Consider the following 11,671-nt stretch of genomic DNA (forward strand, 5'->3'; position numbering starts at 1 on the left):
CATTTGCTGACCGGCGAACGAAACATTTCACCGCAGCCTCATAAACGACAGGCGGGCGGAATATTACACAATGGTGACATCAGTGAACGAAACATTTCACCATAATCCCATAGGATAAAACGCGAAAATTGAAGCCCCTCACCCCTCCACCAACTCTATATGTTCACTATTCCATCCCTCTGGAAGCGGAACCGGTCGTTGTACCGACAGTTGCTCTAGCGTTAGATCTTTTACGCCAACGGCATAGATGACGGGCATACCGTGCGGGTAGGACTCAACACCAAAAGCCCGTAGTGTGTCAGGATCGAGGCAGTAGGCATTATCCAATCCCATTCCCGTTGGGCGCAGTGGATTGCAGGGAGGGCGTACATCGTAGAGCCCTTGCTCGGGCGAATCTGTTTGCCGTTGTTCAAGCTGTAGATGGTCAATGCAAATATGGTTCACCATGCCAGCGGGCGTGCTGTGTAAGTTAATCGCTCCTTCGCTGATCCCCGTGAAATGGGAGAAACTTATCCACTCTATTTTTCCCGGTGTAATCGCGGGATCACGATGACGGACGGAAACGAACAACGGATCGGCTTTTCCCCAGTGGCAAGGATGTGCGGTTTGACAGGTGAACGTGATGTGGCTGAACTGCATGCGGCGCAGATGGCCGCCGTCGCGAGAGATAATACCGATACCACGGTTTGATTGATAAATAGCGCAGTTAGAGACGCTCACGTCTTCAATATCGGCGAAAGTCTCGGTGCCAATTTTTAATGCGCAGCTTTTGGATTGCAACGTGCAGTTCGAGATAACAATTTGCCGGGCTGGCTGCTGTAAAAACTCAGGTTTTCGCGTGGTTTTCAAACAAATCGCATCGTCGGCGGCGCTAAAGAGACTATTAGTGATATGTACTAACTGGCAACTGTCGATGTCGAGTGCATCGGTATTCGCCATCGTCAAATCGTTTTGTACCGTGAGCTCGCAGATTTTCACGTTATTACAGCTCACCAGATGAATGGTCCACATCGGCGCATGTTCAATGGTGAACTCGCGTAGTTGTACGTTTTGACATCCTTCGAAAACAATAATACGTGGGCGCTGCTCCAGCGGTATCCGATAGCCTTGCTCGTTGGGTGTTGCAGAGAAGTAGGCGTCCGCGCTACCAAAAATTTTGCCAGATCCACTGATGGTAATGTTCTGAGCATTTAGTGCGTAGAGAAAAGCACGGTCAGAGCATTCCGCAGAACTGTGAGTTCTGGCTTGTGCAAAGTCCTGATAGTTATCGCTGACAATAAGCTCAGCACCCGCCTCCAGATGTAAACAGGTGTTAGAACCTAACAATAAACCGCCCAACATATAGCGCCCGCTATCGACATACAAAGTCCCTCCGCCGTGAGCGCTGATAAGGTCGAGTGCGTGTTGGAATTTCTGCGTATCGCGGGTTATACCGTCCGCTGCCGGTGAAAATTGAGAAATAGCGAGTTTCATAACAGTTCTTCAATCAAAGAAGGGGAGATGAGGAATATCTCAGCATGAGGAAATGGTTCAGCGCTATGCGGCGTCATCGCAGAAATCCTTAGCTAGCGAGCTCCCTCACAAAACCGTCTTGCCAGACGGGCAATTTATAATCTGGATCACATTTGAGTTAGCGCTGAAAATCTAAGTGTGAGATTGCTCACATCAAGCAGATGAAGATTTCTCCAACGTGATGAGCAGAATATCTCTATAATGCGGGCTAACGCTTTTATCTCCTTTACGTTCTGTGGAGATAGCGAACTAAATCGACTGAGAGGAAGTACCCGGTAATGATGAATAATGATGTTTTACGCAGCGTTCGCTACATGCTGAATCTGAATAACGAAAAAATGATCAGCATTTTAGCTCTGGCAGACACCAAGGTGACGCTGGAAGAAATGGCGAGCTTCGTAACCAAAGAAGGGGAAGAAGGATTCAAGATTTGCCCTGACGTTGTCATGGGATATTTCTTGAATGGCCTGATTTTCTTCAAACGAGGCAAAGATGAGAAATATCCTGCGCCTAAAGTTGAACGACGTATTACTAACAACATCATTCTGAAAAAGCTGCGTGTGGCCTTTGAACTGAAATCTGTCGATATTATCGAGATTCTAAAATCTCAGGATTTTGCGGTCACTGAATCTGAACTCAGCGCTATTTTCCGTGCCGATGGTCACAAGCATTATCGTGAATGTGGCGATCAGCTACTGCGTTATTTCCTGAAAGGTTTGGCCGCTCGCGTGCGTAAAGGCTAATTCTGCAAAAATAGCTTTTTCAACATGTTCCCCCGATGTCGGGGGAACTGAAATACCAAGCCGTTACTGCATTAATTGACTCAACTCTTCGGTTAAACTGCTGGCTAAAGCCCTCGCTCGCTCGGCATCAAACATAACGTGCATCGAAACCGGAAAATCTCGATGCTGCAGACAAAAATCCTCCATCTCATACGCCGTGCCGTAGAGTGCCTGAATATTGGTTTGGCAAATCTCACGCAGGCTCCACGTATTTTCGACCTGTTTACAGTAGTGAAGGGTAAAAAAGGCTTTTTGCGCATGAACAAAAGTCCGACAGTAGAGAGCAAAACCTTGCCATTCTTGTTCCCAGCGACGTTTAAGCTTTGCTGGAATATCGGTTCGTCGAGAAAACGTGAGTGCTTCACGCTGTAGCTCGATCGCTAGCTGATACGACCGATCCTTTTCCTGTGCCAGCAAAAAGAGATTATTGGCGCTCATCTCCTTGGCTTCAGCGATAAATTGAATATCGCGTTCTGAACCGGGCAGCCAATGATTACGATTTAACTGTCCATACAGGCTCCACATCGCTTGCCCATAGCTTTCTGGCAGTAAACTATGTCGATGAAATACATGGCGTCGAGCGTAAATTGCGCCGTATAAAGCCTGATGCGCTCGCTCTAGTAGATTATGCAGTTGCTCAAGTACTTCCGTTGCAGGAGCCCATTGATAGCGCTGTTGCAGCCAGCGGGCTAGCAGGGTAATTTCATTGTCAGCATGAGCATCTGGCATTAAAAAATGCGTACAGGAAAACAGGTTAATTTCGCTAATGCACCCTAAGATCCAGTGATTATCTATGCCCTCCCAGCTGATTTTGCAGAGTGCGCCGCTGATGGCTGGGTTTTTCGCTTGGCACCACAACAGGCGTCCCTGAATTTCCTCCACGCGCATAAAAGGAAAATTTCCCCAGCCGACTTCCTCGCCGACAAGATCGATTTCAACCCATACATCGCGCTCGGTTACGTCTAACAACGCGGGGTTATTGGGAAACTCTGGCCAGAAACGCTCAGGTGTTAACTTGATAGAGACGGATACTGATTCAGGTAGGGGCTTGATCGCGCTGAGCACATTCTCTACATCGCTATTACTGGCTGGAAAAACGCGTAATACCAAATGCTTGTCTTGCTGCTTCATTACCTCAGCAGCGGCAGAAAATAAACGATGATAAAGACCAAGGCTTTCTTCCTGACGGCGGGGAGAGGTGGTGGCGTGAGGCGCATTTATCGTCTGACCATAAGGTTCAGATATTGGCAGGAGGCTATCCGTGTTAGAAATGGCGAGCAAAATTCCCGTCATCGCCGGAATTTGTCGGGCAACCAGTTCTAACTTCGCGGCTAAATATTGGCTCCAAAATGCTCCGTCAAAATGAAAGTTTCCGCGAACGTCGAACAGCTGTGGGTGGCACAGCAAGATTTCCACCGGAAATGAAATCTCTTTAGCCTGCAAATAAAACGTCAGGCCAAGTTGCTGACAGTATTGCGCCAGCCTATTGAGATAGATACAGCGTGCGCGTTGCTGGCTGCTCAACCGATCGTTGAAATGACGAGGCGTATATCCCTCCGGCATCACCAGTTTATCCAACAATTCGGCTTGCCCAACGACCAGCGTGGTAAACCCTTGTTCATGTGCATAATCGGCAATCGTTGTCGCCTGCTGCCAGTTCCACATTTCCTGATTATTTAATTCAAGCGCACGAATCTTCCACATGATGCTTTCCGGTGAGGGTGTCGAGGCAGGTATCGTAACTGAAATGGCGTTTTAAATTTTTAAAGCAGGTCACAGAGAGGGTGATAAGGATTATCTCATTGAATTAGCGTGATTAAATCTGGCTCGGCGTTGTTGAGGATATTTCCCGCACACACGCGTTTGACGTAATGCAGGACCGCGTTTTTACTGGGCGTGATGGCATTTCTTTTTTCATTTACCTGTTACTACCCACCTTAATCTTTCTGAAAAAACGCGAGATGTTTGGCTCACATTTTATGGCTAATTATATAAAGTGTGATCATGGTCACCTCACTAAATAAAATCTGAAGCTTTCACATTAAAAGCGTCCTCTTTCGTTGTTAAGAGTCCGTTTTTGCCCCTGAGAAGCGTTAGAAAGCCATTCAACTCACAGATTTTCATTTCTCTCATTTCGCTATATTGCTTTCACTGTATTTTAAATTGAAAGGTTTTTGGGCCTATTTTGCTGAAAAAGTAGGCTGTAATCGCGATCACAATTTCACTTCACTCCCTTTGCTGTAATGCAGTCGAAAGAGAGCGAAAGCTTCTTTGCTTAAACACCCACACTCCAAGGAGTCACGGAAATGATATTAGACACCGTAAAGCGCCGCGAACAGATCATTGACCTGCTGTGCCATGAAGGCAGCGTACGCGTTGAGCCGTTGAGCATGCGTTTTGGGGTATCTAGCGTCACCATTCGTAACGACCTGCGTTATCTGGAACAAAAAGGCTGTGCGCTGCGCTCTTACGGCGGCGCGATGCTAAACCAGCAATTCGCGTTTGATCGACCTTTACAAGATAAAGGGCGAATGAACCGCGACGTCAAATCGCGTATCGCGGCCAAAGCGGCCGAGTTCGTGAAAGACGGTGACACGCTGATTTTGGATTCTGGATCGACGACAACCCAGATCACTCCGCACCTCAAAACGCGGCGCGATCTGGTTGTCATGACCAACGCGTTGAACATCGCCTATGAGCTGGCGGGGTTTGAACGGATAGATGTAATGGTGTTGGGCGGGAGCGTTCGTCAGAACTCCTATTCGCTCTATGGTCCGGCCGCAGAACAGCAATTGCGTCAATATCGCTTTGATACCTTATTTCTTGGCGTCGATGGTTTTGATCTGGAAGCAGGGATAACCACGCCAAACACCGGCGAAGCACACCTTAATCGTGTGATGTGCGAGGTGGCACATGAAATTATCGCCGTGGCTGACTCCAGTAAATTTGGCCGCAAAAGCTTCTGCATGATCCGTGAGGCCGGACAGATCCATCGGCTTATCACTGATAGCCGGATCCCCGACAACTACAAGCGGGCATTAACTGAACTCGGCGTGGATGTCATTATCGCCGACGACTGATTTGTCACCTCGATTACGTAGAGCCATAACCGTGGTTTCAACGTAACGGGGTCGAGTCGCAATGCCTGCATGGAGAAAACATGCAGCCTTTATTACAGCTTATCCGTCGCCATAAATCGGGCGAGGCGGTGGGGATCTATTCGGTCTGTTCCGCCCATCCTTGGGTATTAGAAAGTGCCTTAATGTTGGCAAAAACGCGCGATTCAGCCGTGTTGATTGAAGCCACATCGAATCAGGTCAATCAGTTTGGTGGCTACACCGGCATGACGCCAGCGCAGTTCCGTGACGCCGTTTGGACTCAGGCTGACCGCATTAGTTTAGCCCGCGATCGGGTTTGGCTCGGCGGGGATCATCTCGGTCCCAACGCGTGGCAGGATCGCAGTGCAGATGAAGCCATGCAGTTGGCAGAAACGCTGATCCACGATTACGTTAGCGCCGGTTTTCGTAAGATCCATCTTGACTGCTCAATGTCATGCCATGGCGATCCTGTTCCCCTCGGTGATATTGACGTGGCAACTCGCGCAGCGCGTCTGTGTGCGGTGGCAGAAAAGGCGTGGCAGCAGGCTGGCGGCGAGCGTCCGGTCTATGTGATTGGTACCGAAGTGCCGGTGCCAGGCGGCGCGCAAGAGGATATGGAAGGGATGCAGGTAACCACGCCACAGGCGGCGGCGACCACGTTAGAGATTCACCAGCAGGCTTGGCGAAATGCAGGACTGGAAAGCGTGTGGGAGAGAGTGATCGCGCTGGTCGTACAGCCAGGCGTGGAGTTCGATCATCATAGCGTCGTGCATTATCAGCCAGAAAAAGCGCGCGCTCTGAGCCAGTTTATTGAGTCGCAATCCAACATGGTTTACGAAGCGCACTCAACCGATTATCAAACGCCGCAGGCTTATTGTGAGCTGGTACGCGATCACTTTGCGATCTTGAAAGTAGGGCCAGCACTGACCTTTGCCCTGCGCGAAGCGCTGTTTGCCTTGGATCGTATCGATCGCGAGTGGAACGGTGAACTGAAGGCGGCACATCTGCGCGATACGCTTGAGCAGGTGATGCGCGAGCAGCCACAGCAGTGGAGTCGCTATTACCATGGCTCTGCGCATCAACAGTATATCGATCGCCAATACAGTCTGAGTGACCGCGTGCGCTATTACTGGCCACATCCGCAGGTACAGCAGGCGGTTGATCTTCTCATCGATAATTTACGTCACCATCCGGTGCCGATGGCGCTGCTGAGTCAGTATTTGCCCGAGCAGGCACAGGCATTAAACGCGGGAACATTAGGTACAGATCCACAGCAATGGGTGCTGGATAAAATCCAGCGGGTGCTTTTGAGCTATGCCGTCGCCTGCGAACCCGATGCTGAAATCACCCCATCCCAGCCGCAAGGAGCCCTAGCATGAGCGAGCTGTTTTCCTATTCTGAAGCTTGGCTGCAAGACCATGATGCATTGCATACCGCCCGTGAAATCGACCAGCAGCCGCGTTTGTGGCAACAGCTGCACGACGAATTGACTCAGGCGAAAGCGTATTGGCAGCCGTTTTTGCAGCCCTTGTTGGCAAATCCTGATCTACAGATCGTGCTGTGCGGAGCGGGCTCTTCCGCATTTGCTGGACGTGCCGTTGCGCCGTGGCTGCGTGAGCAGTGCGGTTTGGACGTGGTGGCTTATGGCTCCACCGATATTGTTCCGTCGCCGCTGCAATATCTCGATCCTGAGCGCCCAACGCTGCTGGTTTCCTATGGTCGCTCGGGGAATAGCCCTGAAAGCGTGGCGGCTGTACGTTTAGCTGACCAAATATTGCCGCACTGCCACCACCTGATGCTGACCTGTAATCCAGACGGCGCACTGGCACGCTATGCCGAAGGGCGTAATAACGTCTGCTCGCTGATCATGCCCCAAGGTTCACACGACCAAAGCTTCGCCATGACTTCCAGCTTTAGCTGCATGACGCTGGCGACCATTCTGCTATTAGGGCCGTTAACGCTAGAACAAAGCGCGCCGTCATTACAACAAATGGCCGCGCTGTGCATCAGCGAGCAGCAGCACTGGCAGCAACAGGTGAAAGTGCTGGCTGGCAGCGGATTCAAGCGCGTGATGGTTCTCGGCAGCCGCTGTTTTACCGGTATCGCCGAAGAGGCGGCGCTTAAGATGCTGGAGCTGACCGCGGGGCGTATTGCAACGCGCTATGACTCATCAATGGGCGTTCGTCACGGGCCGAAATTCATGGTTGATGGCGATACGCTGGTGTTGCTGATGATGTCTTCTGAGGTCTATTGCCACCGCTATGACGCAGACCTGCTGCGCGAACTGCGGCATGACAATCTTGCCAAGAAAATTGTGGCGCTAAGCGGTACGCCGGGGATCTCTGACACCGTATTTAACAGCGATCTGGATGATATCTGGCTGCTGTTTCCGTACCTGATGTATTTACAGATGTTGGCGTTTGAAACGTCTTTGGCACTTGGCATGACGCCGGATAATCCGTGCCCGACAGGGGAGGTCAATCGCGTGGTGAAAGGGGTGGAAATCTATCCGTTCACCGCAGTTCATTCCATCGCTGCTAATTCTTTAAAGAATCACTCAGCAAAATAATAAGTCAGGAGTGGAGCATGTCGACCCCGAATATTTTAATGACTCGCATAGATAATCGTTTAGTTCATGGTCAGGTTGGTGTGACCTGGACCAGTTCACTGGGCGCTAATTTGGTTTTAGTGGCCAATGACGACGCGGCTGCCGACCCCGTGCAGCAAAACCTGATGGATATGGTGGTCGCTGACGGTGTGCAGACTCGCTATTTCACGCTGGAAAAAACCATCGAGGTTATCCACAAAGCCGCTGACCGACAGAAAATTTTCATCGTATGTAAAACCCCGCAGGACGTGCTGACGTTAGTGAAGGGTGGAGTACCCATAAGCTTCGTCAATGTGGGAAATATGCACTTTGCCGAGGGCAAACGCCAAATTCATAAAACGGTATCGGTGAACGATAGCGACACCGCGGCGTTTCGCGAATTGGAGAAACTGGGTGTCACTTGTGAAGTTCGGCGCGTGCCGGATGAATCCGGTGAATCCATTGCCAAACTCTTAGCATAACGGGAGTAAACCATGTTTACAGATGCGTTATTGATTGGCTTGTTAGCCGGACTGGCGGGGGTAGACCTGTTTGATGGTCTGACTCACTTCCATCGTCCGGTGGTCATTGGCCCACTGGTTGGGCTGATCCTTGGGGATGTGCAAACCGGATTGTTGGTGGGTGGATCGCTGGAACTGGTATGGATGGGGATGGTACCTCTGGCGGGAGCTCAGCCGCCGAACGTGGTGATCGGCGGAGTGGTTGGTACCGCATTTGCCATTCTGACTCATGCCGATCCTAAAGTGGCTATTGGCGTTGCGGTTCCTTTCGCAATAGCGGTTCAAGGTTGTATCACGCTGTTATTTACCGCGTTTTCTCCAATGATGCATAAGTGCGACAAGATGGTGCAGGAGCTGAACTGGCGCGGTATTGAACGGGTGAACTATCTCGGTATCACCATTCTGTTCTGCTTTTACTTCATCGTGGCGTTTTTGCCGGTGTACTTCGGCGCCGACGCTGCCAGCGTGATGGTACAGAAAGCGCCGACCTGGCTGCTGGATGGCCTCGCCGTGGCAGGTGGCATGATGCCCGCGATTGGTTTCTCGCTGCTGATGAAAATCATGATGAAAAAGACCTATGTGGCCTATTTCATTCTCGGTTTTATTTCCGTGACATTCCTCAATATGCCGATTATCGCCGTTGCTTTGGGCGCTTTTGCCATCGCGCTGATCGACTTCTTTAACCGTTCTCGCAATGAACAAGAAGGCGACTCTAACGCGCCAGCTTCTTCGGCCAACGTTCAGGAGATGGAAGATGGGATTTAATGATAATGAAGCCGTAATGGCGGCAAAAGCCGAGCAGCGCATGGCGCAGGCTTTGGCAACCAGTCAGGTCGAGCAGGATGACTATATCGACAGCACGCCAGCGGAGGCGCTTACCAAGCAAGATCTTAACCGTATGGCATGGCGTTCTTTGCTGTTGCAGGCCTCGTTCAACTATGAACGTATGCAGGCAGGTGGCTGGCTTTACACCCTGATCCCTGGCCTGCGCAAGATCCATAAAAATCCACAGGATCTGGCTAACTCAATGAAAATGCACATGGAGTTTATTAATGTGCATCCGTTCGACGTCACTTTCCTTTCTGGCCTTGTGCTGGCGATGGAAGGGAGTAAAGAGAAAGTCTCTACCATCCGTGCAGTTAAAGTGGCGCTGATGGGCCCGCTAGGCGGCATTGGTGATGCGCTGTTTTGGCTCACGCTGCTGCCAATCTGTGCGGGTATCGGTGCTTCGTTGGCGCTTCAAGGCAGTTTGTTTGGGCCGATCGTTTTTCTGCTGATGTTTAACATTGTGCACTTTGGCCTACGTTTTGGGCTGGCGCACTACGGATACCATGCCGGAACCAGTGCGCTGGCGCTGCTTAAGACACACACCAAAAAGATATCCCATGCCGCTTCTATTGTCGGTATGACGGTGATCGGAGCGCTGGTGGCGTCGTACGTTCACCTATCGACGCCGCTGGTTATGCATGCCGGTAAAGCCAGCGTTGCATTGCAAAAAGACGTGTTAGATAAGCTGATGCCGAATTTACTGCCGCTGTGTTTCACGCTGCTGGTGTTTTGGCTGATGAAGCGTGGTTTCTCGCCGGTGAAACTGATTGGTTTAACGGTGTTGTTTGGCGTTGTCGGTAAATTCGTTGGATTCCTTTAAGGGGGCGTAATGCTAGGTCTCGTTATTACTGGGCACGGCCGCTTTGCAAGCGGCCTGCTACAGGGCGTTGAACAAGTGGTCGGTGAGCAATCGCAATGCTGCGCAGTGGATTTCCCTGAAGGCGTCAGCACCAGTGAGTTGATGATTTTGTTAGAGCAAGCCTGCGCGGCTTGCGATAGCGGGGAAGGCGTGGTGATTTTAAGTGACTTGCTCGGTGGTTCGCCGTTTCGACAGGCGGCGGTTATTGCAAAACAACATCCTGATTACCAAGTGATCACCGGAACAAATATGCAGCTTGCCGCCGAAATGATGCTGGAGCGTGAAGGCCTGAACTCTCAAGATTTCCGCGATATGGCATTGGAGTGTGGGCGGCGGGGCGTTACCAGTCTATGGCATGAAGAACAGAAGTGTAACCAACAACAGAATAATTCCGTCAGCTTAGACGGCATTTAAGGAGCCTATTGTATGTACCTAATTTCAAACCGGGAAATGCTCAAAAAGGCTCAGCGCGAAGGTTACGCCGTACCGGCTTTTAACGTCCACAATCTGGAAACGGTGCAGGTGGTGGTAGAAACCGCGGCTGCGTTAAAGTCACCCGTTATCCTAGCGGGCACTCCGGGTACTTTCACCTATGCGGGAACCGACTATCTGGTTTCTATCTGCCAAGAGGCTGCTCATTTACATGATTTGCCTTTGGCATTGCATCTGGATCACCACGAAGATCTGGAAGATATTCGCACTAAGGTTATGGCGGGCGTGCGTTCTGTGATGATCGACGGGTCGCATTATGCATTCGAAGAGAACATTCGAACCGTGGCTGAAGTGGTGCGCTTATGTCAGCGTTATGATGTTAGTGTGGAAGCTGAGTTAGGGCGTCTTGGTGGGCAAGAGGACGATCTTAATGTTGATAGTGCAGACAGCTTCTTCACCGATCCTGCCTCAGCGCGTGAATTTGTAGAGCGAACCGGAATTGATTCCTTGGCTGTTGCGATTGGTTCGGCGCACGGTCTGTATCACGGAGAACCTCACCTCGATTTTGCCCGCCTAGCCGAAGTGCGCAACGTTGTGGATGTCCCACTGGTGCTGCATGGTGCATCGGGAATTCCGGAGCATATGGTGCGTGAAGCGATAGGGCTTGGGATTTGTAAAGTGAACGTCGCAACCGATCTGAAAATCGCCTTTGCCGACGCGGTTAAAAGCTACTTCACCGAGCATCCAGACGCTAACGATCCACGCAAATACATCACTCCGGGCAAACAGGCCATGCATGATGTGGTGGTGGAGAAGATCCGGATTTGTGGGAGTGAGGGGAAATTATAATTTATAGAGTGTAGCTAATTGTTTTGTTCGTCGGTCAGTAAATGCGTTTCTATGAACCCACCGGCGAAGGCGACCGAGATGGCATTTTCACTCTGGTTTAGTACTAAGATGTAAGCATGGTGAAATATTCCGCTAGCCAGTCGTTTATGAGGCTGCGGTGAAATGTTTCGGTCACCTATGTTACTGCTGTGTAATGTTCCGCC

12 protein-coding genes are annotated in these 11,671 nt (G+C 50.7%); 9 read left to right on the forward strand and 3 right to left on the reverse strand.

Features of this window, described 5'->3' with window-relative positions; all coding sequences use genetic code 11:
• Positions 1–138 precede the first annotated feature (138 nt).
• Positions 139–1,473 carry a glycoside hydrolase family 28 protein gene (locus tag HMPREF3091_RS03995; RefSeq protein ID WP_070714382.1) on the reverse strand — a complete coding sequence of 445 codons (1,335 nt, stop codon included), beginning with the start codon at positions 1,471–1,473 and terminating at the stop codon, positions 139–141.
• A 317-nt stretch (positions 1,474–1,790) separates the two neighbouring features.
• Between HMPREF3091_RS03995 and HMPREF3091_RS04000 the strand changes: the two genes are divergently transcribed.
• Positions 1,791–2,255, forward strand: coding sequence for a YehS family protein (locus tag HMPREF3091_RS04000; protein ID WP_004090777.1), 465 nt, complete (start codon positions 1,791–1,793; stop codon positions 2,253–2,255).
• A 63-nt stretch (positions 2,256–2,318) separates the two neighbouring features.
• Here the strand turns inward: HMPREF3091_RS04000 and HMPREF3091_RS04005 are convergent, their stop codons facing one another.
• Positions 2,319–3,998 (reverse strand): hypothetical protein, encoded by a 1,680-nt coding sequence (locus tag HMPREF3091_RS04005; protein WP_070714385.1) that lies wholly within the window; start codon positions 3,996–3,998, stop codon positions 2,319–2,321.
• Positions 3,999–4,600: 602 nt separating this feature from the next.
• On the opposite strand from HMPREF3091_RS04005, the gene agaR reads away from it, so the two are divergent.
• From agaR to HMPREF3091_RS04045, 8 genes are all read left to right on the forward strand, one after another.
• On the forward strand, positions 4,601–5,374 hold the full coding sequence (gene agaR / locus HMPREF3091_RS04010; protein ID WP_070714387.1) for a transcriptional repressor AgaR: 774 nt from the start codon (positions 4,601–4,603) through the stop codon (positions 5,372–5,374).
• 80 nt (positions 5,375–5,454) lie between these two features.
• Positions 5,455–6,771 (forward strand): D-tagatose-bisphosphate aldolase, class II, non-catalytic subunit, encoded by a 1,317-nt coding sequence (locus tag HMPREF3091_RS04015; RefSeq protein ID WP_070714390.1) that lies wholly within the window; start codon positions 5,455–5,457, stop codon positions 6,769–6,771.
• Positions 6,768–7,961 carry an SIS domain-containing protein gene (locus tag HMPREF3091_RS04020; protein WP_070714393.1) on the forward strand — a complete coding sequence of 398 codons (1,194 nt, stop codon included), beginning with the start codon at positions 6,768–6,770 and terminating at the stop codon, positions 7,959–7,961. The genes HMPREF3091_RS04015 and HMPREF3091_RS04020 overlap by 4 nt, the downstream gene beginning before the upstream one ends.
• Positions 7,962–7,978: 17 nt before the next feature.
• A complete protein-coding gene (agaV, locus tag HMPREF3091_RS04025) occupies positions 7,979–8,461 on the forward strand; it encodes a PTS N-acetylgalactosamine transporter subunit IIB (RefSeq protein WP_008812475.1) in 483 nt (160 codons plus the stop codon).
• 12 nt (positions 8,462–8,473) lie between these two features.
• On the forward strand, positions 8,474–9,265 hold the full coding sequence (gene agaW / locus HMPREF3091_RS04030; RefSeq protein ID WP_070714395.1) for a PTS N-acetylgalactosamine transporter subunit IIC: 792 nt from the start codon (positions 8,474–8,476) through the stop codon (positions 9,263–9,265).
• The gene (locus HMPREF3091_RS04035; protein ID WP_004090759.1) at positions 9,255–10,148 is read left to right on the forward strand and encodes a PTS system mannose/fructose/sorbose family transporter subunit IID; all 894 of its coding nucleotides are present in this window, start codon (positions 9,255–9,257) and stop codon (positions 10,146–10,148) included. Before agaW ends, HMPREF3091_RS04035 begins: the two co-directional genes overlap by 11 nt.
• Before the next feature lie 9 nt (positions 10,149–10,157).
• Positions 10,158–10,601, forward strand: coding sequence for a PTS galactosamine/N-acetylgalactosamine transporter subunit IIA (agaF, locus tag HMPREF3091_RS04040; RefSeq protein ID WP_004090758.1), 444 nt, complete (start codon positions 10,158–10,160; stop codon positions 10,599–10,601).
• A 12-nt stretch (positions 10,602–10,613) separates the two neighbouring features.
• On the forward strand, positions 10,614–11,468 hold the full coding sequence (locus HMPREF3091_RS04045) for a tagatose bisphosphate family class II aldolase (protein WP_004090757.1): 855 nt from the start codon (positions 10,614–10,616) through the stop codon (positions 11,466–11,468).
• A gap of 14 nt (positions 11,469–11,482) precedes the next feature.
• On the opposite strand, the gene HMPREF3091_RS22720 is transcribed toward HMPREF3091_RS04045, so the two are convergent.
• Positions 11,483–11,671, reverse strand: a 189-nt coding sequence (locus HMPREF3091_RS22720; RefSeq protein ID WP_210403539.1) for a hypothetical protein, incomplete at its 5' end; no start/stop codon positions are given.

Origin of the sequence: Hafnia sp. HMSC23F03 (assembly GCF_001816025.1) — a bacterium.
GTDB lineage: Bacteria > Pseudomonadota > Gammaproteobacteria > Enterobacterales > Enterobacteriaceae > Hafnia > Hafnia paralvei.

Excerpts from the sequence above, each read along its gene's own strand:
- HMPREF3091_RS03995 (WP_070714382.1), bottom strand. The coding sequence starts at position 1,473 with ATGAAACTCGCTATTTCTCAATTTTCACCGGCAGCGGACGGTATAACC.
- HMPREF3091_RS04000 (WP_004090777.1), top strand. The coding sequence starts at position 1,791 with ATGATGAATAATGATGTTTTACGCAGCGTTCGCTACATGCTGAATCTG.
- HMPREF3091_RS04005 (WP_070714385.1), bottom strand. The coding sequence starts at position 3,998 with ATGTGGAAGATTCGTGCGCTTGAATTAAATAATCAGGAAATGTGGAAC.
- agaR (WP_070714387.1), top strand. The coding sequence starts at position 4,601 with ATGATATTAGACACCGTAAAGCGCCGCGAACAGATCATTGACCTGCTG.
- HMPREF3091_RS04015 (WP_070714390.1), top strand. The coding sequence starts at position 5,455 with ATGCAGCCTTTATTACAGCTTATCCGTCGCCATAAATCGGGCGAGGCG.
- HMPREF3091_RS04020 (WP_070714393.1), top strand. The coding sequence starts at position 6,768 with ATGAGCGAGCTGTTTTCCTATTCTGAAGCTTGGCTGCAAGACCATGAT.
- agaV (WP_008812475.1), top strand. The coding sequence starts at position 7,979 with ATGTCGACCCCGAATATTTTAATGACTCGCATAGATAATCGTTTAGTT.
- agaW (WP_070714395.1), top strand. The coding sequence starts at position 8,474 with ATGTTTACAGATGCGTTATTGATTGGCTTGTTAGCCGGACTGGCGGGG.
- HMPREF3091_RS04035 (WP_004090759.1), top strand. The coding sequence starts at position 9,255 with ATGGGATTTAATGATAATGAAGCCGTAATGGCGGCAAAAGCCGAGCAG.
- agaF (WP_004090758.1), top strand. The coding sequence starts at position 10,158 with ATGCTAGGTCTCGTTATTACTGGGCACGGCCGCTTTGCAAGCGGCCTG.
- HMPREF3091_RS04045 (WP_004090757.1), top strand. The coding sequence starts at position 10,614 with ATGTACCTAATTTCAAACCGGGAAATGCTCAAAAAGGCTCAGCGCGAA.